At 37.7% G+C, this 22,858-nt stretch carries 25 protein-coding genes; 13 read left to right on the forward strand and 12 right to left on the reverse strand.

Annotation, left to right across the window (positions count from 1 at the left end; translation table 11 throughout):
- Positions 1–27: 27 nt before the first annotated feature.
- Positions 28–513: a hypothetical protein gene (locus ACG916_RS09375; RefSeq protein WP_419327767.1), complete on the reverse strand. Its 486-nt coding sequence runs from the start codon at positions 511–513 to the stop codon at positions 28–30.
- Between the two features lie 266 nt (positions 514–779).
- Between ACG916_RS09375 and rpsF the strand changes: the two genes are divergently transcribed.
- From rpsF to dnaB, 4 genes are all read left to right on the forward strand, one after another.
- Positions 780–1,166, forward strand: a complete 387-nt coding sequence (rpsF, locus tag ACG916_RS09380; RefSeq protein WP_336954464.1) for a 30S ribosomal protein S6 — start codon at positions 780–782, stop codon at positions 1,164–1,166.
- A gap of 11 nt (positions 1,167–1,177) precedes the next feature.
- The gene (rpsR, locus tag ACG916_RS09385; protein WP_004719336.1) at positions 1,178–1,405 is read left to right on the forward strand and encodes a 30S ribosomal protein S18; all 228 of its coding nucleotides are present in this window, start codon (positions 1,178–1,180) and stop codon (positions 1,403–1,405) included.
- Positions 1,406–1,414: 9 nt separating this feature from the next.
- A complete protein-coding gene (rplI, locus tag ACG916_RS09390; protein WP_004719333.1) occupies positions 1,415–1,861 on the forward strand; it encodes a 50S ribosomal protein L9 in 447 nt (148 codons plus the stop codon).
- A 219-nt stretch (positions 1,862–2,080) separates the two neighbouring features.
- Positions 2,081–3,526 (forward strand): replicative DNA helicase, encoded by a 1,446-nt coding sequence (gene dnaB / locus ACG916_RS09395; RefSeq protein ID WP_336954462.1) that lies wholly within the window; start codon positions 2,081–2,083, stop codon positions 3,524–3,526.
- A gap of 57 nt (positions 3,527–3,583) precedes the next feature.
- Here the strand turns inward: dnaB and ACG916_RS09400 are convergent, their stop codons facing one another.
- The gene (locus ACG916_RS09400) at positions 3,584–4,006 is read right to left on the reverse strand and encodes a DUF4259 domain-containing protein (RefSeq protein ID WP_419327766.1); all 423 of its coding nucleotides are present in this window, start codon (positions 4,004–4,006) and stop codon (positions 3,584–3,586) included.
- A gap of 283 nt (positions 4,007–4,289) precedes the next feature.
- Here ACG916_RS09400 and alr point away from each other — a divergent pair, with 283 nt between their 5' ends.
- Entirely contained in the window at positions 4,290–5,363 is a 1,074-nt protein-coding gene (gene alr / locus ACG916_RS09405) for an alanine racemase (RefSeq protein WP_336954459.1), read from the forward strand.
- Between the two features lie 69 nt (positions 5,364–5,432).
- On the opposite strand, the gene ACG916_RS09410 is transcribed toward alr, so the two are convergent.
- From ACG916_RS09410 to ACG916_RS09430, 5 genes are all read right to left on the reverse strand, one after another.
- Entirely contained in the window at positions 5,433–5,861 is a 429-nt protein-coding gene (locus tag ACG916_RS09410) for a BLUF domain-containing protein (RefSeq protein ID WP_419327765.1), read from the reverse strand.
- A 320-nt stretch (positions 5,862–6,181) separates the two neighbouring features.
- The gene (locus ACG916_RS09415; protein WP_336954457.1) at positions 6,182–6,916 is read right to left on the reverse strand and encodes a proteasome-type protease; all 735 of its coding nucleotides are present in this window, start codon (positions 6,914–6,916) and stop codon (positions 6,182–6,184) included.
- Positions 6,917–6,990: 74 nt separating this feature from the next.
- Entirely contained in the window at positions 6,991–7,770 is a 780-nt protein-coding gene (locus tag ACG916_RS09420; protein ID WP_419327764.1) for a transglutaminase family protein, read from the reverse strand.
- A complete protein-coding gene (locus ACG916_RS09425; protein WP_336954455.1) occupies positions 7,767–8,375 on the reverse strand; it encodes an alpha-E domain-containing protein in 609 nt (202 codons plus the stop codon). Before ACG916_RS09425 ends, ACG916_RS09420 begins: the two co-directional genes overlap by 4 nt.
- Before the next feature lie 39 nt (positions 8,376–8,414).
- On the reverse strand, positions 8,415–10,016 hold the full coding sequence (locus ACG916_RS09430; protein ID WP_419327763.1) for a circularly permuted type 2 ATP-grasp protein: 1,602 nt from the start codon (positions 10,014–10,016) through the stop codon (positions 8,415–8,417).
- Between the two features lie 309 nt (positions 10,017–10,325).
- On the opposite strand from ACG916_RS09430, the gene ACG916_RS09435 reads away from it, so the two are divergent.
- Positions 10,326–11,321 carry a helix-turn-helix transcriptional regulator gene (locus ACG916_RS09435; protein WP_336954453.1) on the forward strand — a complete coding sequence of 332 codons (996 nt, stop codon included), beginning with the start codon at positions 10,326–10,328 and terminating at the stop codon, positions 11,319–11,321.
- A gap of 465 nt (positions 11,322–11,786) precedes the next feature.
- Here the strand turns inward: ACG916_RS09435 and mnmG are convergent, their stop codons facing one another.
- Positions 11,787–13,667, reverse strand: a complete 1,881-nt coding sequence (gene mnmG, locus ACG916_RS09440) for a tRNA uridine-5-carboxymethylaminomethyl(34) synthesis enzyme MnmG (RefSeq protein WP_419327761.1) — start codon at positions 13,665–13,667, stop codon at positions 11,787–11,789.
- A 259-nt stretch (positions 13,668–13,926) separates the two neighbouring features.
- Between mnmG and ACG916_RS09445 the strand changes: the two genes are divergently transcribed.
- The 7 genes from ACG916_RS09445 to purD all read left to right on the forward strand — a co-directional run bounded on the left by ACG916_RS09445 (position 13,927) and on the right by purD (position 21,183).
- Complete coding sequence (locus ACG916_RS09445; RefSeq protein WP_419327819.1) at positions 13,927–14,349, forward strand: hypothetical protein; 423 nt, start codon at positions 13,927–13,929, stop codon at positions 14,347–14,349.
- Positions 14,350–14,654: 305 nt separating this feature from the next.
- Positions 14,655–15,530: a bile acid:sodium symporter family protein gene (locus tag ACG916_RS09450; RefSeq protein WP_336954451.1), complete on the forward strand. Its 876-nt coding sequence runs from the start codon at positions 14,655–14,657 to the stop codon at positions 15,528–15,530.
- Between the two features lie 127 nt (positions 15,531–15,657).
- On the forward strand, positions 15,658–16,560 hold the full coding sequence (gene prmA / locus ACG916_RS09455; protein WP_336954450.1) for a 50S ribosomal protein L11 methyltransferase: 903 nt from the start codon (positions 15,658–15,660) through the stop codon (positions 16,558–16,560).
- 21 nt (positions 16,561–16,581) lie between these two features.
- On the forward strand, positions 16,582–17,442 hold the full coding sequence (locus tag ACG916_RS09460; protein WP_336954448.1) for a zinc-ribbon and DUF3426 domain-containing protein: 861 nt from the start codon (positions 16,582–16,584) through the stop codon (positions 17,440–17,442).
- 375 nt (positions 17,443–17,817) lie between these two features.
- Complete coding sequence (fis, locus tag ACG916_RS09465) at positions 17,818–18,087, forward strand: DNA-binding transcriptional regulator Fis (RefSeq protein ID WP_001086304.1); 270 nt, start codon at positions 17,818–17,820, stop codon at positions 18,085–18,087.
- 94 nt (positions 18,088–18,181) lie between these two features.
- The gene (purH, locus tag ACG916_RS09470; protein WP_419327760.1) at positions 18,182–19,756 is read left to right on the forward strand and encodes a bifunctional phosphoribosylaminoimidazolecarboxamide formyltransferase/IMP cyclohydrolase; all 1,575 of its coding nucleotides are present in this window, start codon (positions 18,182–18,184) and stop codon (positions 19,754–19,756) included.
- Positions 19,757–19,899: 143 nt separating this feature from the next.
- Positions 19,900–21,183: a phosphoribosylamine--glycine ligase gene (purD, locus tag ACG916_RS09475; RefSeq protein WP_336954445.1), complete on the forward strand. Its 1,284-nt coding sequence runs from the start codon at positions 19,900–19,902 to the stop codon at positions 21,181–21,183.
- Positions 21,184–21,315: 132 nt separating this feature from the next.
- Here purD and ACG916_RS09480 read toward each other — a convergent pair whose 3' ends face one another.
- The 4 genes from ACG916_RS09480 to ACG916_RS09495 all read right to left on the reverse strand — a co-directional run bounded on the left by ACG916_RS09480 (position 21,316) and on the right by ACG916_RS09495 (position 22,752).
- On the reverse strand, positions 21,316–21,735 hold the full coding sequence (locus ACG916_RS09480) for a hypothetical protein (protein ID WP_419327759.1): 420 nt from the start codon (positions 21,733–21,735) through the stop codon (positions 21,316–21,318).
- Position 21,736: 1 nt separating this feature from the next.
- Positions 21,737–22,129: a hypothetical protein gene (locus ACG916_RS09485; RefSeq protein WP_419327758.1), complete on the reverse strand. Its 393-nt coding sequence runs from the start codon at positions 22,127–22,129 to the stop codon at positions 21,737–21,739.
- Positions 22,130–22,407: 278 nt separating this feature from the next.
- On the reverse strand, positions 22,408–22,554 hold the full coding sequence (locus tag ACG916_RS09490; RefSeq protein WP_419327757.1) for a hypothetical protein: 147 nt from the start codon (positions 22,552–22,554) through the stop codon (positions 22,408–22,410).
- Positions 22,555–22,557: 3 nt separating this feature from the next.
- Positions 22,558–22,752 carry a hypothetical protein gene (locus ACG916_RS09495; protein ID WP_419330387.1) on the reverse strand — a complete coding sequence of 65 codons (195 nt, stop codon included), beginning with the start codon at positions 22,750–22,752 and terminating at the stop codon, positions 22,558–22,560.
- Between the last annotated feature and the right edge of the window lie 106 nt (positions 22,753–22,858).

Here is a 22,858-nt window from a genome sequence, read left to right on the forward strand (position 1 = left end):
AATTTAACTTCTAATTGACTAACCAAATTAACTTCCAAAAAAAACTGAATCATGCTCAAACCGAGCAAATAACTCATCCATTTTTCCCGCATATTTCATATCAAGTTGATGCCATAATTTTTTCGGAAGTGGAATAAATTCTAATGTGTCGGAACCATCAGAAGCTTTGCAGAAACGGATTTCATACTCAGGTTGTAAAATTTCATTGAGTGCCCGTAGTGTGGTATCACGATCAGCACCTTTTCCTTGATAAGGAATCAACAATGATTTTTCACCATAATGAATTGTGATACTAAAACCTTGTTGATTATCAGTATCTTCAAGTTCAGCAGACAATTGTCCAGTTTCTAAAATGTTTTCACAATAGCCAATAATTGCATCATCCTCTTCTCTCCAATCCACCACCATGATAATATCATAACGACCATCAAAAACATCAAAGTAGAAATTTTGCGTAGGGTTTTCAATATAAGATTCAATGGTTTCAAGTTTTTCAGCGCTGTAGTTTGTCATTTTAGCTATCCATACTTTTATTCATTTTCAATCTAAATAGGTACAAGATGAAATTCAATCTCGCATCTGTAAAATTTTAGTGGTTATTCCAATAAATATTTGAATATTAAATTGTGTTTGTGCGCAAACTTTCCTATAATAAGCCCTCGCAATTTTTGCGGCACAATCTATTGGCTTTTAAACTGTTGTTTAAAGCTTATGCTGATTGTGACTCCTTGCTTCAATCTTTTTAAGGTTGGGGCTGTATAAACCGTAAGGAGCTGACAATGCGTCACTACGAAATCGTAATTCTGGTACACCCAGACCAAAGCGATCAAGTTGTGGGAATGGTAGAACGCTACATTTCTCACATCAAAGATGCTGAAGGTCAAATTCACCGTCTTGAAGATTGGGGCCGCCGCCAATTGGCTTACCCAATTAACAAAATCCATAAAGCGCACTACATTTTAATGAATCTTGAATGTAATCAAACTACGCTTAATGAATTAGAAGAATTGTTCCGTTATAACGATGCAATCCTTCGTAACGTGATTATCCGTCGTGAAAACGCAATCACTGAAGAATCTTTACTCGCTAAGAGTGCTGAAGAAAAACGTGCGCGTAAAGCTCAACGTGAAGAAGCACAACAAGCTCAAGATTCTGTTGAAGCATAAGGAGAACATCAATGGCACGTTTTTACCGTCGTCGCAAGTTCTGCCGCTTTACAGCTGAGAACGTTACGTACATCGACTACAAAGATATCGACACTTTAAAACAGTACATCACTGAAAACGGCAAGATTGTTCCTAGCCGTATTACAGGTACTAAAGCTCGTTACCAACGTCAATTAGCGCTTGCTATTAAACAAGCTCGCTACTTAGCGTTGATTCCTTACACTGACAATCATAAGTGAGGTTGAGCCGTGGATATTATTTTATTACAACGCATTAAAAACCTTGGTAAATTAGGCGATAAAGTTTCAGTTAAAGCTGGTTACGGCCGTAACTACCTTATCCCTCAAGGTAAAGCAGTTGCAGCGACTGAAGCGAATACTGCTGCTTTTGAAGCTCGTCGTGCAGAACTTGAGAAAGGTGAAGCTGAAGTTTTAGCTGCTGCTCAAGCACGTGCTGACCAATTGAACGAAGTAAACATCGTTATCACCGCGAAAGCTGGTGATGAAGGTAAATTATTCGGTTCAATCGGTACTCGTGATATCGCTGACGCGTTAACAAATGCAGGTCTTGTTGTTGACCGTGCTGAAGTTCGTTTACCGAACGGTGCACTTCGTCACACTGGCGAATTTAACATCGCAATCCAATTGCATCATGATGTTACTGCTGAAGTTCTCGTTACAATCGTATCTGAGTAATTTCTTGCAGAAAAAAAGAGCATACTTTTGTATGCTCTTTTTTTATCTTTAAATTTTACCTCGGATCAGCTGAAATTGTTTCTAGTTGATTCATTCCCCTACTTATCGGTATTACTGTTAGATACTTTTAGTATTTTGCATTAAGATAAGTGAGTACTTCAGTACACACGTACATTACGTAAATAATGTTTTTGCACGATTTAAAAATCAAGGTTTTATATGTCTCAGGCAACTGCCACAGCTCAACAGAATCCCTTCAGCACTGATGCAAAAAATAAAGATAATGCACAGTTAAAAGAGTTTCGTACGCCTCCTCATAACTTGGCAATTGAACAAGCTGTACTGGCTGCATTGATGACGGTTGCTGAGTCTTTTGAACAAGTCAGTGACGCTTTGAATGAAACTGATTTTTATGCAACACGTCACAAATATATCTTCCGTGCAATTGAAAAACTGGCACAAGAAAATTCTCCGTATGATGCAGTTTTAGTTAACGATTGGCTGATTAAGCAAAACTTGCTTGATGCAATTGGCGGTGAAGAGTATTTAATGCAGTTAATGTCAGATTCGCCTTCGAGTTTCTATAACTTAGAAACCTATGCCGGGAAAATCAAAGAATTTTCAACCTTAAGAAGCATGATTAAAGTAGGCAATGAAATCCTGCAAAATGCTTATGACACCAAAGGTCGTGAAGTGAGTGAAATTCTTGATCTTGCTGAAACCAATATTTTCTCTATTGCAGAACAACATAATAACAATGCCAAAGCACAAGGGCCAAAAGCCATTACCTCAGTTGTAGCAGACGTTTTTGATAAGTTAAATGAACTTTCTCAAATGGAAGGTAATATCACTGGTTTAACCACAGGTTTTATGGAGTTAGACAATAAAACCTCTGGTATGCAAGCTGGTGATATGATCATTGTTGCTGCACGTCCGTCGATGGGTAAAACAACCTTTGCCATGAACCTTGTAGAAAGTGTGTTATTTAACTGTGATCTGCCAGCACTGGTTTTCTCTATGGAGATGCCAGCAGACTCTATCGCCATGCGTCTCATTTCAGCATACGGTAAAGTCCATCAAGGGCATTTACGTTCAGGTAAACTTGATGGCGATGAATGGTCTAAAGTCACAGGAACCATTTTACAGCTACAAGAAAAACACCTTTATATTGATGATTCATCTGCACTGCCACCAACGGAACTTCGAGCACGTGCACGACGTATTGCCAAACAACATGGTGGCAAGCTGGGTTGTATCATGATCGATTATCTACAATTGATGAAAGTGCCAGGCATGGGTGATAACCGTGTCGGTGAGATTGGTGAAATTTCACGAAGCTTAAAAGCCCTTGCCAAGGAAATGATGTGCCCTGTTATTGCACTATCACAGCTTAACCGTTCTCTGGAAAACCGTCCAAATAAACGTCCGGTAATGTCCGACTTACGTGAATCAGGTGCAATCGAGCAGGATGCCGATTTAATTATGTTTATTTACCGTGATGAAGTTTATAACAAAGAGTCGAAAGAAGCAGGCACTGCTGAAATTATCATTGGTAAACAACGTAATGGCCCGATCGGGACTGTGCGTTTAGCCTTTGAAGGTCAATACACGCGCTTTAGTAATCTATCGCCTGAGTATTATGCGCAATATCAAGATGAAGAATAATATTAATCAATAGAATTAGCATCATTTAACACTGCTGTAGAGATGAGATTTTAATCTTCAAATCTTAGAACTTAAAGTCTCTCTCAACGTTTCAATATTCTTAGTCCATTCATCATAATCATCTGAATCTTGCCAAAGCTCATCCAATTCAGAGTTTTCACTGGTCAATAATAATAATGCAGTCAATGCTTTTGGAATAAGTGCATAATTGACATTGTTTTTATTCTGTTCAAGCCATTTTTCTACAGGTTCAGGATAATATTCATTTTCTTCAATTCCTTCACCAAATGATTTAGCTAAAACATCTGCCGCAGCATGTGCAATACAACCAATATCGGCATCGATAAACTCTTCGGTTGCCATATCAATCATTTCATCGAAGGCTTGTTCAATGACAACATGTCCATCATGCTCTTTAAACTCATAAGCCCAATCACTTGCAGTATCATTTCCAAATGGTTCATGTGACCATGTTCCCATACACCCTCCGAAATAAATCCTTAAATTTAAATATAAAATGTACGATTTTATTTAAAAAAGAAAGAGCTATATCTTTACAAATTATGTGCAAAGCACTTAGCAAAAATTTTATCGATACAAAATCAATAAACCATTCAAAACACAAATGTTTATGTTTATTTAAAGCTGATAGGACTACAATATTTAGCGTTTTAAAGCTGCACTTTTTTTAAAATTAGGCTTTTATCTCTATTTATGCGATTTAGCATTATTCAATCTTTGCCATTCCTCAGGAGTAATTAGGGTGCGTCAAGCAACAGTTTATATTGACAGTGAAGCACTGCAATATAATTTAAACCGAGTCAAACAACTTGCACCAAGCGCTAAAATTGTCAGTATGGTTAAAGCCAATGCATATGGACATGGCGTCAAGGACTGTTTAGCCGCCTTAAATGCGACTGATGCCTTTGGTGTCGCCAGCCTTGCTGAAGCCTTAGAGATTCGAGCATTAGGCTATCAACAACCGATTACTCTCATCGAAGGTATTTTCAGTGCAGATGAAATGATCACTGCCGTTGAAAACAATGTTGAAGTCGTTGTACATCATCAGCCACAATTGGCTTGGTTGCGTGCACATAAAAAACAATATATCGACAAAGGTTTAAAAGTTTGGGTAAAACTCAATAGCGGTATGAACCGATTGGGTTTTAAGTTTGCTGAAATTATTGAAGTGATTCAATCACTCAAAGCAGAAGGTTTTACCTGTGTGCTGACTATGCATTTTGCCAATGCAGATGCGGATCATCACCCGTTAAATGAACAACAGAAAGATCAATTATTACAGGTAAAAGCTGCTTGTGAACCGATCTTAGCTTCATGCTGCAATTCTGCTGCTATTTTTAAATGGCCTGAACTGAATTTTGATTTTGTACGTCCAGGTATCATGCTTTACGGCGCGTCTCCCTTTGCAGATCGAAGCATTGCTGAATTAGACATCAAACCTGTCATGAGCTTTACCGCTGAAATCATTGCACTCAATCATATTAAAGCAGATGAATCTGTAGGCTATGGCTCTACATTTGTTGCCAAAAGTGATATGGATATTGCCATTGTTTCGATAGGCTATGGAGATGGTTATCCGCGTGCTTTTCCTCGACAAAATTATGTCAGCATCAATGGGCAAATGACAGCAATCATTGGCCGTGTAGCAATGGATATGATCGCAATTGATGTCACTGGCTTAGACGCACCGCTAGGAACAGTCGTTGAACTGTGGGGCAAAGATCGTTTGGTTGATGATGTGGCTGCTGCCAATGGTACGATTGGTTATGAGTTACTCTGTCGTATGAGTGCTCGCCCTATCCGTAAAAAACTTTAAGCACTGATTTTCTATTCAAAATAAAAATCCAAGCCATCGCTTGGATTTTTTTGAATCGATTTTATGACTTTATACAAACTCTTCTGGCTGCTCAATCTCATAGAGTAATTTGAGCAATGTCGGAATATCCTGCTCATCTAAATTCAATGGGCGAAAGTATTTATAACCCTTACTCTCAAAGTATTGTTGAATTTTGCCATTTCGTCTAACGTATTTCATAGACCATTGTGAAAAATGCCCCTGCTTAACGTGACCCGCTCTAAATAACTTAATTTGATGATGTCTTGGATCTTTATACAATTTTTCAAGCACGTGTAAGATAATCATTTCATCGCCTTCTAGGCATTGAAAAAAGTGTTCATCCGCAAAATATAAGACGCCTTGAATTTGATGAAATATATTAAAATCTCTCGCTTCACCTAAAATATCTCTTAAATCATTGAGTATTTGATGAGGTGGTGATGTCGTTTTACTTGCATAGCATAATTGAAAAGTCATGTAATTCTTCTATTTTTTAACTTTCATTATTTATAAACAATTATTTACGAATATACAAGTCTTAACTTTTATAATTAAAGTGCTTATCGACTTTTCTATATTTATATTTGCAATATCTCTATACAGTAATTCATCTATTATTTTAAAAATTTATTCAATATGCATCCATCATTAAAAACACACAAAATATTTTCAGCTTATTCTATTTATCCAGTGAAAATATTAAAACAGAAACTTATGAAATTAATTTTTTATGATCTACTTATTATTTCTACAGTTAAAAAAGCGAAATTACACTCGCTTTGAATCACATCATAAAATTATTCAAAATAATCATGGGTCGGTTTGGGTAAATCTTGCAAACCTTTCTTTAACATTTCAGACCATTGTTTACTGATGTGCTGAAAATAAGGATCACTATCTGTAATACGCTTACCTTTTGGCACCTCTAGACTGTCTTTAAGATAAATCATCGCATCTAATGGCATACCAACCGATACATTTGAACGTAAAGTCGAATCAAATGAGATTAAACTACAACGTAGAGCTTCATCTAAGGGCATATCATAGCTCAACGCACGATCTAAAATTGGTTTACCATACTTACTTTCCCCAATTTGGAAATAAGGCGTATCACTAGTTGCAGAAATAAAATTACCTTGCGGATAAATATTATAAAGCTGTATTTCCTCGCCACGGATCTGACCACCAACCAATAAACTACAATAATAGTTACTTTGCTCTTGAGTATCCTCAGTAACATCAGCAATAACTTTACGCAGAGTTTGTCCGACTAAACCTGCAACCTCAAACATTGTGTTCACACTATACAAGTTGGGTTCTTGCTTGAGTGCCAAATGATTTTCTAAATGTCCAATTACTGCTTGTGTTGTTGCAAGATTGCCTGAAGTTTGAATACATATAAACCGTTCACCTTTTACCCCAAACGTATAAAGTTTTCGATATACAGAAATGTGATCAACTCCAGCATTGGTTCGCGTATCACTAATAAATACTAAACCTTGTTTGAGTCTTAAAGCACAGCAATACGTCATGGAACTACCTATACAACTAAAATTTGAGAGTAATCAGATTCTGCAATTATTCACACTATTTACCACTGCCACCATTAACATGCAAGTACTTGAACAATAGAGTACATGGTTTCAGTTCCACCTTGCTCTCTCACCCCTCGGACTGGTGCAACATCCCAATAGTCCCTTCCAATTGCCACATAGACGTGTGATTCTGGTCGAAACAATTGATTACTGACATCAATAACATGCCATTTGCCCTCTAAAAACACTTCAGTCCATGCATGACTCGCCAAATGCGATTGATTATTTACATATAAATAACCAGAGACATAGCGAGCTGGTACCCCCAAGGCTTTCGCCATCGCAATTAAGACGTGACTATGATCTTGACATACTCCTTGTTGTGCTGAAAAAGACTCCATTGCAGTGTGGGTTACTGTCGTACTTGCACTGATATAAGGCATATGTTGCAACAATGCTTCTGCTAATTTTTGGAAATCTATCCATCGCTTATGCGTTATATAGTGTTCTGCAAAAGCTATCATTTCAGTATTGCACAATGTTGTAGAGGTTGGTTGTAAAAAAACCACAGGTGATACTTTATCTTCTATGCCAAATTGATTATCTACATTAATGTCAACAATCCCTTGGGCCATAATGGACATTTGTTGATAAGGTTCAATTTGTGAACTGGTCAACCAAACATTATCAAAGGCGTCTTTTTTGATTTGTTTTTCACCGGGGACGCTGACATGCCAACCTGTCACTTGTTGATGAAAATTAGACTGTGGCGTCATCTTGATATACTGAATACTATTTTTTGCCCATTCAGAATACTGATAATGGGTTTGGTGATTAATCATTAACTTCATAAGCGATCCAATTCAAATAACGAGTCAATATGATCACTAAAATGATAATAATTCATTCGGTCAGGTTGATTTTTTAGCTCTTGCCAAACCTCAGGCAAACTACACATACCATGCTGGTCTAAACGATCAATTAAATGGTTTAATTGTGTCAAGGTGACTGATTTATCTTGATTAAAGCGTAATTGACGATCAAATTGTTCCATCTTTTGCCCTAAACTAAAAAATAGAAATAACAATTCATCATCTTCTGCCTCTAAAACATCATTACATTCTTCACAAACATCACATATGAAACCTGCATTTTGCTCTGCTTGTTGTAATAACTGATTTAATTCAGCAAAAGACTGTGCTGATATCACTCCACGTAAATCATGAATATTATTTTTGGCACATAAAAAATACTGATGAAATGATGCAGGTTGCTCATTGTCTAAAATCAATTCATTTAAAGAACTTGCATCAAATGCAGGTAAACAAAAAGCATGCGCATAGTCTAAAGCCAATTCATTGGTTTTAAATGGGAATTGACTACATAAATATTGAATACGGGTTAAATAGCGTCCTAACCAAAATATATTCTGTGCATTAGTACTGAGTAAAATCATGTTTGCTCTCCTTTGGCTGGGATTGGTATGAAGGTGGGGTTAAATTGAATATTCATCAATTACCCATGTATCCTTGATTCCACCACCTTGTGATGAGTTGACCACCAGTGAGCCTTGTTGCATCGCAACACGAGTCAAGCCACCTGGAACAATTTCTATGCGTTCTGGTGAGCTGAGAATAAATGGTCGTAAATCAATATGACGTTCTGCAATTCCTTGGGAAGTTAGTGTTGGTGCAACAGATAAATTTAAGGTGGGTTGAGCGATATACGCTGAGGGTGAAGCCATTAGCTTCATTTTAAATAAATCAATTTCTTGTTCAGTTGCTTTAGGACCGATGAGCATCCCATAACCACCTGAACCTTGAGCCTCTTTTACCACCAATTGATCCAAATTTGCCAAAACATAATCCAAAGCTTCAACTTCACGACATTGATAAGTAGGTACATTGGACAAAATTGGCTTTTCATTTAAATAATAGGCAATCATTTGATCCACATATGGATAAATCGACTTATCATCTGCAACACCTGTACCAGGAGCATTAGCAATCACCACATTTCCACTTAAATAAGCAGACATTAACCCTGCCACACCTAAAGTACTATCAGGCCTGAAGCTTAATGGGTCTAAAAAACCATCATCCAAACGTCTATAAATTACATCAACCTGCTGACGACCACGGATGGTTTTCACATAAACCTTGTCGTTTTCAACAAAAAGGTCACGCGATGTCACCAATGGAACACCCATTTCCCTTGCTAAAAATGAATGTTCATAATACGCACTGTTATAACGCCCGGGGGTTAAAACCACGATGATTGGGCAATCTACCTTTGAGTTTTCAGCCAAAATCTCACGCAACAATTGCGGATATTGCCCAATATCAGCAACATGTTGATTACATAATTCAGGCATGAGTTTTTCGCTCATCTTACGGCTTTCAAGCATATATGACACACCTGAAGGCGTACGTAGATTATCTTCTAGGACAAAAAATTCACCTTTGCAATCCCGTACAATATCGATTCCACTGATTTGACTGTAAATATTTCCATTCAAACGATGATTCATCATCACTGGTTGATAAGCTTCATGCGATAGTACTTGTACTGCTGGAATTAAGCCTTCTTTTAAAATATTTTGTTGATTATAGATATCAGCTAAAAATAAATTTAACGCTTGAATACGCTGCGCACAGCCTGCTGCAATTTTATTCCACTGTTGTTTGGCAATCACACGCGGAATTAAGTCAAATGGTATGGTGCGATCAATTCCCGATGTTTCACCATAAACCGCAAAAGTAATTCCTTGATATAAAAAATGCGCTTTAGCTGTTTCATTGAGTTTTTCAAGTTGGTAAATACTGTGTTGAGATAACCAATCTTCAATTTTTTCAGCAGTTTCAGGAGAAAGAACGTGATCGTCTGTCATTTCATTAAAAAAAACCGAATTCATCTGTTTAAGTAAATGATGTGAGGCTTGTTGTGCATCGATATTTAGATGAATGGCCTGTTGAATATTTCCTATCTGTTGTTGATTCGTCATTTCAGTTTTTACTTCTGCCTCAGCAACTGGCAAAGCGAAGCGATCTGCATAATTCTCATTGCTTGAATTTGTATCCATGTTTTCTTTTAGCATACAAACCTCTTTTTATCTTATCTAATGGCTTCTTTAATAATGCAATATCGATGCCAAAATATTATTAAATCGCCGTATTCAGTATTCTTCGCTGTACAATTAAATCTTTTTGGCTCAATTTTATTAATTCATTGTTTGCCATAGCACTCAATGTGAGTTTTGATCGAACTTGTTTCAAAATTTTTTAGCTAATATTTTCAACACCTAAGCAACTACTCACAGGATATAACTTGCAGAATCAGTTTTAATTTTCTATTGTGTAGCTGATTTATTTCCCTTAAACATTCACGATTCCATTGATACCAAACCATGTCTGCACAAGAAAAAGAAACTTCCAATAGCCTCTATCGCCAGTGGCAAATCCTGTCCCGACTCTCTACAGGGAAGTGGATGGGTACACGTGAATTACAAGAAGTTTTAGAACGTGAAGGGATCGAAATCAGCTTACGTACGATTCAGCGTGATCTAAATCAGATTGCTCAACGCTTTCCTATCGAGAGTAACAAAACAGTACCACAAGGCTGGCGTTGGCGTTCAGATGCCCCGATCCAAAGTCTGCCGCATATGACCAGCTCGCAAGCAGTCACGTTTATGATGGTTGAAGAACATTTAAAACACCTGCTACCTCCAAGTTTAATTGATGAAATGAACCCTTGGTTCGATTTGGCACGGCGTAGTCTTTCTACGCAGAACAATGTTCGACAATGGATTAACCGAGTTCGAATTGTGCCTGCAAGCCAACCAGTGATCCCACCTTTGGTGGAAAGACATGCACAGCAAGCCATTTATGAAGGACTGCTACAAGATAAACAAATTGAATGTGTCTACCGCGCACGTGGTTATCAAGGTGAAGAGAAAACTTATATTCTGAATCCTTTAGGTTTGGTTCAAAAAGGTGCAATTATTTATTTGATTTGTACGCGTCATGACAAGACAGAAGTTCAGACCTTTGCATTACATCGCTTTAGATCTGCAACTGTTTTAGATTTACGTGCTTTACACCCTGTCAAATTCGATATCGATGAATATATCGATTCTGGTGCGCTAGGCTTTAGAGTCGACTTTTCTCGGCCAACTAAAAATGTTGAATTAAAATTAGTCATGCACGAAGATGATGCACAGTACTTCACGGAAAGCCAACTCAGTAAAGAACAAAAAGTGGAACAACTGAACGAAGAACTGTATCAAGTCAGTGCTGTGGTTCCTTTTACCTCACAACTGGTATGGTGGTTAAGAAGTTTTGGTAAAAAGATAGTCCGAATTGAGCCTGTTGAAGTGTTCAATGCTGTACATGAAATTGAATAATCTAACAACTTCACCTAAGCCAATATAATTAAAATAAAAAGAGCCTTTCGGCTCTTTGATTTATTGTTTTGATTGTTATTTTTAAATTTTATTGTTTTTGCGCAGATATTAAACCCATGTCACATTTTTACATGTCCACAAGACATGGGATTTATTGGAGTATGTTAAACATCACATGTTACAGCACGCAAGTTCAGCACTATTGTAGCGGATTGATTTCATTGTCATGGCGTTCACCTCTTGTTTGAATGTAAGTTGACTATAGCGATGATTTTGCAAACTGAAAAATAATTAAAACAGCTTTGTTTTTCATCAATTCTGTTTAGGATTTATTTTTATAAAGTTAGATTGGATCTGTGTATTTAAAATATGCCTTTAAAGATAAATCACAAATTGTGCCCTAACGAAGATAAGCTCGAGACAATAAAAAACCCGCATATAGCGGGTTTTTTACAATTCACCACCTTAAGCTGATTTTCTCGCTTGGTTATTTTTACGAATTGTAATCATCACCAATTGAACAGCAGCAGGTGTTACACCTGGAATACGGCTGGCTTGTGCCAATGTTTCAGGTAATACATTTTTCAATTTCATCGTGATTTCACGAGAAAGCCCTGAAACGATATCATAATCAAAATCAGCAGGAATTTTGGTATCTTCCAAACGCTTCATTTGTGCAACATCTTCTTGCTGACGGTTAATATAACCTTCGTATTTCACAGCAATTTCAATCTGCTCACCTACAAATGCAGATACTTCAGAAGCAGTTAATTCAGCAATTTGTGAAAAGTTGATGTTTGGACGTTTAAGTAAATCGATCGCAGAACATTCTTTAGAAAGATCAGCGCCGGTCAACTCAACGAATCTTTTCCCCATTGGATTGTTTGGTGCAGCCCAAAGGTGTTGTAAACGACCTGTTTCTTTTTCAACTGCTTCCATTTTTTCACAATAAGAAGCCCAACGCTCATCATCAACCAAGCCCATTTCACGGCCAATTGCTGTTAAACGTTGATCAGCATTATCTTCACGAAGCATCAAACGATATTCCGCACGAGAAGTAAACATACGATACGGTTCTTTGGTCCCTAAGGTAATCAAGTCATCAACAAGAACACCCATATACGCTTCATCACGTTTAGGCGTCCATTGCTCTTGATCCCATGCACGACGTGCAGCATTTAAGCCCGCCAATAAACCTTGTGCACCAGCTTCTTCATAACCTGTTGTACCGTTAATTTGACCTGCAAAATACAAGTTATTAATCGATTTGGTTTCAAGTGAGAATTTCAAAGACTGTGGATTGAAATAATCATATTCGATCGCATAGCCAGGACGAAGAATGTGTGCATTCTCCAAACCCCGGATTGAGCGCACCAACTCAAACTGCACATCAAATGGTAAAGATGTTGAAATACCATTTGGATAAAGCTCGTGAGTATCCAGCCCTTCTGGCTCAAGGAATACCTGATGCGAATCTTTATCCGCAAATTTATGAATTTTATCTTCAATCGATGGGCAATAACGTGGACCTACACCTTCAATCACGCCGGTATACATTGGCGAACGATCTAAACCACCCCGAATAATCTCATGAGTACGCGCATTGGTATGTGTGATATAGCAATTTACTTGCTCTGGATGCATCGAAGCATCCCCCATAAATGACATGGTCGGTGATGGGAAATCACCCGGTTGCGGAATCATTACAGAAAAATCGACAGAACGCGCATCAATACGTGGTGGAGTCCCTGTTTTTAAACGACCTACTGGTAGATTTAATTCACGTAAACGAGCCGCTAAGGAAATTGATGGCGGATCGCCAGCTCGACCACCTGACGAATTATTTAGACCAACATGAATCACGCCACCTAAGAATGTGCCTGTGGTTAACACCACAGTTTTCGCATCAAAGCGAATACCCATCTGTGTTACTACACCTTTAACTGTATCGCCTTCAACAATTAAGTCATCTGCAGATTGTTGAAAAATATCTAAATTCGCTTGATTTTCCAGTGTATGACGAATCGCAGCTTTATAGCGGATACGGTCAGCTTGTGCACGGGTTGCACGTACAGCTGCGCCTTTACGCGAGTTCAAAATACGAAATTGAATACCGCCCTTATCCGCCGCCAATGCCATTGCACCGCCTAAAGCATCAATTTCACGGACAAGGTGAGATTTACCAATACCACCAATGGCTGGGTTACAGCTCATCTGCCCTAAAGTCTCAATGTTATGAGTCAAAAGCAGAGTCTGTCGACCCATACGCGCTGCAGCGAGTGCCGCTTCCGTACCTGCGTGACCGCCACCGATAACAATGACATCGTAAACTTTAGGATAATGCATAGTGATTAATGAGAGATAAAAGAATGACAGAAAATTATAGCAAATTTTTACTTCTAGTTTTAGGCAGTTTTACAAATATTATTCCCCTCAATCATGCATATGAACGATTAAACATCTCTTATACATAGGCAACATAAATTGACACTTCGTTTCATGACTGCCCTACAAATAGAATTTAACTTATCAAAAACTCACGATACGATAGATATTACACGGACAAATTATTTTTTTCGAGACTTTATATATAAGGAATATCATGATGAAAAATACCATGTCTAAAGTAATTACAGCATCTTTACTCAGTTGTGTTGCATTTAGTTTTGCCCATGCTGCCGATGAAAACACCAGCAAAGCTGAAGTGAAAAAGCAAATTCAGGTATGTGCCAAGAAAAAACAAGGAGACTGGGTGACCTATGCCAATAAAGGGGTAACTTTTAATGGTACTTGTGAACCAAATGAAAATGGTAAATTACAATTTAGCTTCCCTGCACCTGCAGGTGGCAACCCGACTGCCGCTGCAGCAGCGCCTGAACCGGCCATTGAAAACCGCCCAGCTGTAGAACAATCTGCTCCAGCGATTGCAGATGTACCAGCAACAAATGAGGCATCTCAAGCTGAACAACCAGCAATGGAGCAACCTAGTCAAGCTGCTCCGAGCGAAGATCCGATCCAAGCTCAATGATATCTTTTGAGCATAAATACATGTTTTTATAAATAGCATGTGTAAAAAAGGTGATCCATTTAAAAATGGGTCACCTTTTTTTATTTCGAGTACACAGACTTTCTTGATATAACAACCATATGCTTTACATCTGCTACGAAAGAATTGTTATTGGGTATATGAACAGATATTCATAACTTATTTTTCTAAGAAGATTTCCGAGTCATAGAATTTATTTTTCAATTTCACACCTTTCGATTACACTCAAATTGAGTACGGAATATTCACATATTTAATTAATGTAAAACAACAAAAAGGATCACACTATGGATTCAGGGATTATTACCATAATGCTTCCCCTCGCCCTCGCCATCATTATGATTGGACTTGGTTTAGAGCTTACACCAAAAGATTTTGCGCGAGTTTCTAAACACCCTAAAGCCGTATTGATTGCGTTGTTCTGTCAGCTAGTGCTTTTGGTCGGTATTGCTTTTATTATTTGTAAAGTACTTGCACTCCCACCTTTGCTTGCCGTTGGTTTAATGTTACTTGCTGCTTCACCAGGAGGTAGTACTGCCAATCTATTTAGTTATTTGTTTAAAGGTGATATTGCGCTCAATATTACCTTAACTGCAATTAACTCGGTCATTGCTGCCTTTACCTTGCCTTTAATCGTAAACTTTTCTATACAATACTTTATGAATGATGGTCAACAAATCACCATGCAATTCAGTAAAATACTGCAAGTTTTTGCAATAATTTTAATTCCTGTGTGTATTGGCATGCTCATTCGAAATTATGCGCCACACTTTACTGAAAAATTAAGTAAACCTTTGCGAATTTTCTCAGTGGTTTTTTTAATTCTCATTATTATTGGAGCAATCACCAAAGAACGTACGCATATCATGGAGTACCTGACGCAGGTTGGTCTAGCCACGGTGATTTTCTGTATTTGTAGTCTAGTTATTGGTTACTTTGTGCCAAGATTACTGGGTATTAATAGCGCCCAAGCACGTGCATGCGCATTTGAGATCGGAATTCATAATAGTACCTTAGCTATGACTATTGCTTTGACTGTAATCGCAAATTCTACTGTTGCAATGCCTGCCGCGGTTTACTCAATCTTTATGTATATTTTCGCTGCTATTTTTGGTGCGTTAATTTCAAGACATGCAGCAACTGAAACTGAACCTGCGATATAAAGCCATCATGTGCTTCAACTAAAATGGATGCTTAAGCATCCATTTTTTATTTTGCTACTGAATGTAAGCGTAACTTCTAAGTTTGGGCTACAATACTGCCTTTAAGAAAACGATTTAGGTCTTTGCCGTGAAGTGGTTACAAATTCATATTACTGTAGAACAAGCTCAAGTTGATTTTACTGAAACCTTGTTAAGTTCTTTAGGCGCAGTCAGCGTGACATTAGATGATGCTGAAAACCAAGACTTGCTTGAACCACTCCCTGGCGAAACTCCGCTATGGAATAAAGTGATTGTTACTGGAATCTACGCGCAAGAAGAAGGCGAAGACATTGATGTAACAGCACTAGAAACATTTATTCGCACCCAACTCCCAACTGAACCGATGCGCAGTGAATTTCTTGAAGACCAAGTATGGGAACGTTCTTGGATGGATTACTATGAACCAATTCAAATTGGTGAAAAGTATTGGATCGTACCTGAATGGATAGAACCACCAGAAGCGGATGCAGTCAATATTAAACTTGACCCAGGCTTAGCATTTGGTACGGGTAACCATGCATCTACTTTCCTTTGTCTACAATGGTTAGGCAAAACCGATGTTAAAGATAAAGTCGTGATTGATTATGGTTGTGGTTCAGGCATCCTAGGTGTTGCAGCACTGCTTTTAGGTGCAAAGAAAGTCTATGCAACAGATATCGACCCACAAGCTGTCTTGGCGACCAAGCAAAATGCTGAGCTGAATGGTGTTCTTGAAAATCTTTATGTTGGATTACCTGAAGAGTTCAATGCAGAATTTAAAAACCAACAGGCCGATATTTTAGTTGCAAATATTCTTGCAGGCCCTCTTATGTCACTTGCTGAAGAATTCTCAACTTTGATTAAATCTGAGGGAGAGTTCGCACTTGCCGGCGTAATTGAAGAGCAAGTTACTGATGTTTCCAGTATTTATTCTGAATTTTTTGATATAGTAGAAGTCGAGAAACGTGAAGAAACCTGGTGCAGAATTTCTGGGTCACGTAAGGCTGTTTAATCTATGAAAATATAAGTATTTATGACTGAAAAACAAACCCGATGCCCAAATTGTGCTTCAATTTATAAAGTATCAGTTACGCAACTCACCGTTGCGCAGGGTATGGTTTGTTGTCCAAAATGTTCACATAATTTTAATGCATTAATTCATCTACAAAACAGCCAGCCTACTCAACCAAGGGGCAATCCTGATACGCCAGTGCAGAATGAGGTACAAAACCTCATGACGACGAAACGTCAAATAGAAACCAATGTCTTAGATATTTTTAATCGTAAAATTGAAAACTCCAATATTGATTTAAGAACTTATTTAAATAATTTGAATTATTTTAACAATGAACCAGTCAACAACATTCCCAGCTTAAATCTATCACAAGGTTTAAATAACCACGGGCAACATTTGATCAAAACAAAAAGTAAGTTTTACTATCTGGCGTGGAGCATGATTAATCTTGCCCTACTCAGCATTTTATTATTTCAAATCCTTTGGTTTAATCCAAACTTAACTGATCGTTATCCGTTTTTGAATACTGTCTTTACTCAAACCTGTGCCATCTTACAGTGTGATACTGTTGATCAACGCTATAAACAAATTGTGATTAGTCACCTTAAAGTTAAAGCACTTGATAGACAGGAGACTCAATTTTCAGGTCAACTCAATAACCAATATTCTAAAAGCTTAGAATTACCCCTAATAAGAGTAACTTTAAAAACTCAAAATAAGGTCATAGCTACGCATGTGATTACACCTGAGCAATATCTGATTGAAAGTTTAGTTGGAATTAAGCGTATTCCTCAAAATAGCCCATATCCTTTTAAATTTGTTGTTACAGAGCCAAGAAAAAGTTTTGATCAGTACCAATTAGACATTATTCACCCTTAAAATTAAAAAAAATTATAAAAAAATGAAAAAAAATGTAGTTTTCTTGCTCATTTTTTCTTAGACAATGGTATCATACGCGCCACGAAAGCTTTGTCCTGCAAACTCCTCGCATTTTTTCAAAAAAAATACTGTTTTGTTATGTGCTTTATATCCAATATCGCGCAAGTAGAACATTTTTTTGTTTAAAAGAGTGTTGTAACAAATATTAATCTATTGTTACGCTTATTTTTCACTCAACTCGACGATTTGTGGCAAGCTAATTGTTCTTGTTTTAGAGCCAACCGTTTTAGGATCTAAAACGGAGCTCAGATTTTTTTAGACCACATTTATATATTACTTTACCCAAGTAATATTTTGATTTTCGGATTAACTCGCATGAATAGCAAATCTCCTATTTTTACTGCACAATCTGACGTCGCTCTTCGTATTCACGTAGATCGCGCAGTTCGTCACTATTTTGCACAATTGCAAGGTGAGCAACCATCACAAGTGTACGACATGGTGCTAGCAGAAATGGAGAAACCTCTTTTATCTGTTGTCTTAGAATACACACGCGGGAATCAGACTCGCGCTGCTGAGATTCTCGGACTGAACCGTGGCACTTTACGCAAAAAGTTAAAAGCTCACGGTTTAATGAGTGAATAAATGATAAAATGCTCACGGCTTGCGTGGGCATTTTTTTTACCTATATTTTGCCTACCTGTTCAATCTCTAGACTTAAAAACTGTTGACGAAGATCATGACTATTAAACGCGCTTTAATCTCTGTTTCTGATAAAACCGGGATCGTTGAATTTGCCCAGAACCTTGTTGCTCTTGGGGTGGAAATTTTATCTACTGGCGGTACATATAAGTTGCTTAAAGACAACAATGTGGCTGTAGTTGAAGTTTCAGAGCACACAGGCTTCCCAGAAATGATGGATGGTCGTGTAAAAACACTGCATCCTAAAATTCATGGAGGCATTTTGGCTCGTCGTGGTCTAGACGAAGCTGTCATGGCTGAACACAACATCGATGCAATCGATCTTGTTGTCGTAAACCTTTATCCTTTTGCTGCTACTGTTGCTAAACCAGACTGCTCGCTTGCAGATGCAATTGAAAATATTGACATTGGTGGCCCAACAATGGTTCGTGCAGCTGCGAAGAACCATGCTTCTGTGGGGATCATCGTAAATGCGACTGATTATAAAACTGTAATTGCAGAACTTAAAGCGGATGGTGCTTTATCTTATGCGACTCGTTTCGATTTAGCGGTTAAAGCATTTGAACATACTGCCCAGTATGACGGCATGATTGCTTCTTACCTCGGTGCACGTGTTGGTAAAGAAGAAGGTCAAGCTGACAAATTTGCCCGTACTTTCAATACCCAGTTAAATAAAGTACAAGATCTTCGTTATGGTGAAAATCCACATCAATCCGCTGCTTTCTATGTAGAATCGACTGCAACTGAAGCATCGGTTTCAACTGCTAAGCAGTTACAAGGTAAAGAACTTTCTTATAACAATATCGCGGATACAGATGCAGCACTTGAATGTGTCAAATCATTTGCAAAACCAGCGTGTGTCATCGTTAAACATGCAAATCCATGTGGTGTTGCAGTATCGTTAGATGGTCTTAAGGCTGCATACGATCTTGCTTATGCAACTGATCCAGAATCAGCATTTGGTGGCATCATTGCATTTAACCGTGAGTTAGATGTTGCTACAGCTCAAGCAATTGTTGACCGTCAATTTGTTGAAGTGATTATTGCACCAAGTATTGCCGATGGTGTACTTGAAGTGACTGGCGCAAAGAAAAACGTTCGTGTACTGGTATGTGGCGAACTTCCTAAAATTGATGAACGTGCTTCACAATACGATTATAAACGTGTCAATGGCGGTTTATTGGTTCAAGACCAAGACCTCGGTATGATCACCAAAGATGATCTTAAAGTAGTAACTAAGCGTGCTCCTACTGAAGCAGAAATTGATGATTTAATCTTTGCTTGGAAAGTTGCCAAATACGTTAAATCCAATGCTATTGTTTATGCTAAAGGCCGTCAAACCATTGGTGTCGGTGCTGGCCAAATGAGCCGTGTAAACTCTGCACGTATCGCAGCGATCAAAGCTGAACATGCAGGTTTAGTGGTTGAAGGTGCTGTTATGGCATCTGATGCATTCTTCCCATTCCGTGATGGCATTGATAATGCTGCAAAAGCAGGTATCAAATGTATTATCCAACCGGGTGGTTCAATGCGTGATGAAGAAACAATTGCAGCAGCAGATGAAGCAGGTATTGCAATGGTCTTCACGGGTATGCGTCATTTCCGTCACTAATTCACCATAAATCATTATTTAAAAATCCCCCTAAGTCCCTCTTTCATAAGAGGGACTTGTCACGAACTACAGGACTCTTTAAATTCGTGATACCCCATCCTGTATAAAGGGAGGTTGGGAGGGATTAAAAAAGGATACATAAGATGAACATATTAGTTTTGGGTAGTGGTGGTCGTGAACATGCATTGGCATGGAAAATTGCGCAAGACGATCAAGTCACTAAAGTTTTTGTTGCACCAGGAAATGCGGGTACAGCAACTGAACATAAATGTGAAAATGTTGCTTTAGATATTCTCAACAACCCTGCCATTATCGACTTTGCAAAAAATAATGCCGTTGATCTCATTATTGTTGGTCCTGAAGCACCGCTTGTAAATGGGGTAGTTGATGCAGGACGAGCAGCTGGCCTTAAAATTTGGGGGCCAACCCAATTTGCAGCACAACTTGAAGGCTCTAAAGCTTTCGCCAAACACTTTTTAAAACGTCATCACATTCCTACAGCATTCTATGATGTATTCACCGAAGTGGAAACAGCCAAAGCATTCGTAGAAAAAAATGGCGCACCAATTGTAATTAAGGCAGACGGCCTTGCTGCGGGTAAAGGCGTCATTGTAGCGATGACCAATCAAGAAGCGTTTGATGCAATTGATGACATGCTTGCAGGCAATAAATTTGGTGATGCAGGTTCGCGTGTTGTTATTGAAGAATTCCTTGATGGTGAGGAAGCATCTTTCATATGTATGATTGATGGTGACAACATCCTTCCTATGGCAACTTCACAAGACCATAAACGTATTTTTGAAGCTGACCAAGGTCCAAATACGGGTGGTATGGGTGCATATTCCCCTGCCCCTGTAGTGACTGCAGATGTTTTTGACAGAGTCATGAAAGAAGTTATGCGTCCAACCGTAGATGGTATGAAAGCTGATGGTCATACTTACACTGGTTTCTTGTATGCTGGCTTGATGATTGATGAGCAAGGGCAACCTCGTGTCATTGAGTTTAACTGCCGCTTTGGTGACCCTGAAACTCAACCGATCATGATGCGCTTAAAATCTTCTTTGGTTGATTTAGTAGAAGCTGGTATTGCAGGTAACTTACCCGCTGAAGCTGAATGGGATGAGCGTAAAACTGTTGGTATTGTGCTTGCATCTAAAGGCTATCCTGAAACTTCGAGCAAAGATGACGTGATTTTGGGTTTAGATACCCAAATGACAGATGCTAAAGTTTTCCATGCAGGTACAGCAAATAATGCCAATGGTGATGTAGTGACTGCTGGCGGTCGTGTACTTTGCGTTACAGCGTTAGGCAACACAATTGGTGAAGCGCAAGCAAAAGCCTTGGAACTTTGCCAAAGAGTGACTTTTGATGGTGTCCAATACCGCAAAGATATTGGTTACCGTGCGATTGCTCGTGAAAATGCTTAAACTCGATTGAGTTGCAAAACCCGCTTAGGCGGGTTTTTTATTTGGTAAATCTCCAACGACAAACAGATCAAAAATTTACGTTTAAATAAAGATTATAAAACTCATATCTTCGTACATACATATTAGGTTTTTTCAGGTACAGCTTTTAGATGAATCACGTTGAGATAAGTTTAATTTTACTGAGTCTGCAAAAATACAAGAATAATTCCTGAAATTATATTCTTGTACAGATGAAGTATTATCTAATTCAATTGAAATATCTGACTGTATAAACCCTTCTCCAACCTCTTTTTTAAATTCATTCAAATCTGAGCAAAAAAGGTACTCTTTAGTGTTTTTATCAACCTGCAAATTTCCACTCACAACATCACCCAAAGAATTCCGAACCTCCAGAAATAACCAATTTATATGATTTGCTTTCTCCACTACTCTATTCTTTACAGCACATATTTTTTTGTTCACTATCTTATATTCAAAGTTATCTTCATATTTTTTCTTACAACCATTTAGCAAGAGTAATACAATAGATAAAAATAATGCTGTTTTTTTCATTTTATCTCACTATAAAATATAAATTAGAAGCTATAGTCATTGGATTATCTAATAGAGTCCCCTTGAGCTTAAAGTCTTTAGGATTATTCATTATTGGTAGCATTAAGTCCTGAATATATTGCCTCCAAAATGGATTAGAATATTTTCTCCAATATGAACTAAAATTAGCCTCATTAAAACCTGATAGAATTCTAAAATAGTCAGAAACGATAGTTGCTTGTTGCTCAAAATTAAAATCATTAAATTTTGAGCCATATTTTAATTGATATGAATATGCATCATAAATACTATCAGGAATCAGCCTATCTAAAGGTTGTAAAATGATACCTCTTTTACTCAGATTAAGCCCTTTTTGGTATTGCCACACATGTGTCATTTCATGAATAAACGTCATTCTTGATACTATTGTTAAATCACGGCCATTACCAACATTTGTATTACCTTTAAACTTTGGATTAGAAAAATCAGACTGGTATACATCCGAACCCGTTAAATTATCAGGGTAATGAGGACTTCCATATGGTGTAACACGAACATCCTGTTTGGGTAAAATTGCACTATTAATAACTTTGACATTTTTATAGTTGATTGAGTCACGAAAGATCTTTTGACATATTGCTATCTCACCTGATGTTAAAGACCGATAATTTTTAGACTTATCTTCTCTAATAATTATTTAGAGTCTGCAATTGTATTTGTTATAAGATTATCTGTGATAAATCTAATTACTGACTTACCTGAAGGTATTTCAGGCATATTAGGTAATTTAAATCCAGGAACTTCGGGCAAATGTAAATCAGGGACAATTTTAAAATCCATACTCTATTCCCCGCAAAAACAAGATTCAGTCCAACTACTATTGACGATTAAATCAACAGAAATAATTTTTACAGCACCATTTGTTTTCAACCTTTTTGTATTACCTTTATCATCAGTAACATCTTTACAAGTTGAGCCATCATCAAAAGTAACTAAATATTCAAGATTGGCATAAGGCTCACCATTTATATCTCGCAATTGTAACTGTTCAGAGGTGGTCCCACATGTTTGAACAACTAAAAGCTTATTTATAAGTGATACTCTGCTCTAGTTAAGCTACCTTATTTTGTTGTGGTAGCTGGTC

The organism is Acinetobacter legionensis, assembly GCF_048552295.1.
In the GTDB taxonomy this organism is placed as follows: Bacteria; Pseudomonadota; Gammaproteobacteria; order Pseudomonadales; family Moraxellaceae; genus Acinetobacter.

Excerpts from the sequence above, each read along its gene's own strand:
- ACG916_RS09490 (WP_419327757.1), bottom strand. The coding sequence starts at position 22,554 with ATGGATTTTAAAATTGTCCCTGATTTACATTTGCCCGAAGTTCCTGGA.
- ACG916_RS09480 (WP_419327759.1), bottom strand. The coding sequence starts at position 21,735 with ATGAAAAAAACAGCATTATTTTTATCTATTGTATTACTCTTGCTAAAT.
- ACG916_RS09450 (WP_336954451.1), top strand. The coding sequence starts at position 14,655 with ATGGATTCAGGGATTATTACCATAATGCTTCCCCTCGCCCTCGCCATC.
- purD (WP_336954445.1), top strand. The coding sequence starts at position 19,900 with ATGAACATATTAGTTTTGGGTAGTGGTGGTCGTGAACATGCATTGGCA.
- ACG916_RS09460 (WP_336954448.1), top strand. The coding sequence starts at position 16,582 with ATGACTGAAAAACAAACCCGATGCCCAAATTGTGCTTCAATTTATAAA.
- ACG916_RS09485 (WP_419327758.1), bottom strand. The coding sequence starts at position 22,129 with ATGACGTTTATTCATGAAATGACACATGTGTGGCAATACCAAAAAGGG.
- ACG916_RS09415 (WP_336954457.1), bottom strand. The coding sequence starts at position 6,916 with ATGACGTATTGCTGTGCTTTAAGACTCAAACAAGGTTTAGTATTTATT.
- ACG916_RS09400 (WP_419327766.1), bottom strand. The coding sequence starts at position 4,006 with ATGGGAACATGGTCACATGAACCATTTGGAAATGATACTGCAAGTGAT.
- ACG916_RS09435 (WP_336954453.1), top strand. The coding sequence starts at position 10,326 with ATGTCTGCACAAGAAAAAGAAACTTCCAATAGCCTCTATCGCCAGTGG.
- fis (WP_001086304.1), top strand. The coding sequence starts at position 17,818 with ATGAATAGCAAATCTCCTATTTTTACTGCACAATCTGACGTCGCTCTT.
- dnaB (WP_336954462.1), top strand. The coding sequence starts at position 2,081 with ATGTCTCAGGCAACTGCCACAGCTCAACAGAATCCCTTCAGCACTGAT.
- ACG916_RS09375 (WP_419327767.1), bottom strand. The coding sequence starts at position 513 with ATGACAAACTACAGCGCTGAAAAACTTGAAACCATTGAATCTTATATT.
- ACG916_RS09420 (WP_419327764.1), bottom strand. The coding sequence starts at position 7,770 with ATGAAGTTAATGATTAATCACCAAACCCATTATCAGTATTCTGAATGG.
- purH (WP_419327760.1), top strand. The coding sequence starts at position 18,182 with ATGACTATTAAACGCGCTTTAATCTCTGTTTCTGATAAAACCGGGATC.
- mnmG (WP_419327761.1), bottom strand. The coding sequence starts at position 13,667 with ATGCATTATCCTAAAGTTTACGATGTCATTGTTATCGGTGGCGGTCAC.
- ACG916_RS09425 (WP_336954455.1), bottom strand. The coding sequence starts at position 8,375 with ATGATTTTACTCAGTACTAATGCACAGAATATATTTTGGTTAGGACGC.
- rpsR (WP_004719336.1), top strand. The coding sequence starts at position 1,178 with ATGGCACGTTTTTACCGTCGTCGCAAGTTCTGCCGCTTTACAGCTGAG.
- ACG916_RS09410 (WP_419327765.1), bottom strand. The coding sequence starts at position 5,861 with ATGACTTTTCAATTATGCTATGCAAGTAAAACGACATCACCACCTCAT.
- ACG916_RS09445 (WP_419327819.1), top strand. The coding sequence starts at position 13,927 with ATGAAAAATACCATGTCTAAAGTAATTACAGCATCTTTACTCAGTTGT.
- ACG916_RS09430 (WP_419327763.1), bottom strand. The coding sequence starts at position 10,016 with ATGCTAAAAGAAAACATGGATACAAATTCAAGCAATGAGAATTATGCA.
- rpsF (WP_336954464.1), top strand. The coding sequence starts at position 780 with ATGCGTCACTACGAAATCGTAATTCTGGTACACCCAGACCAAAGCGAT.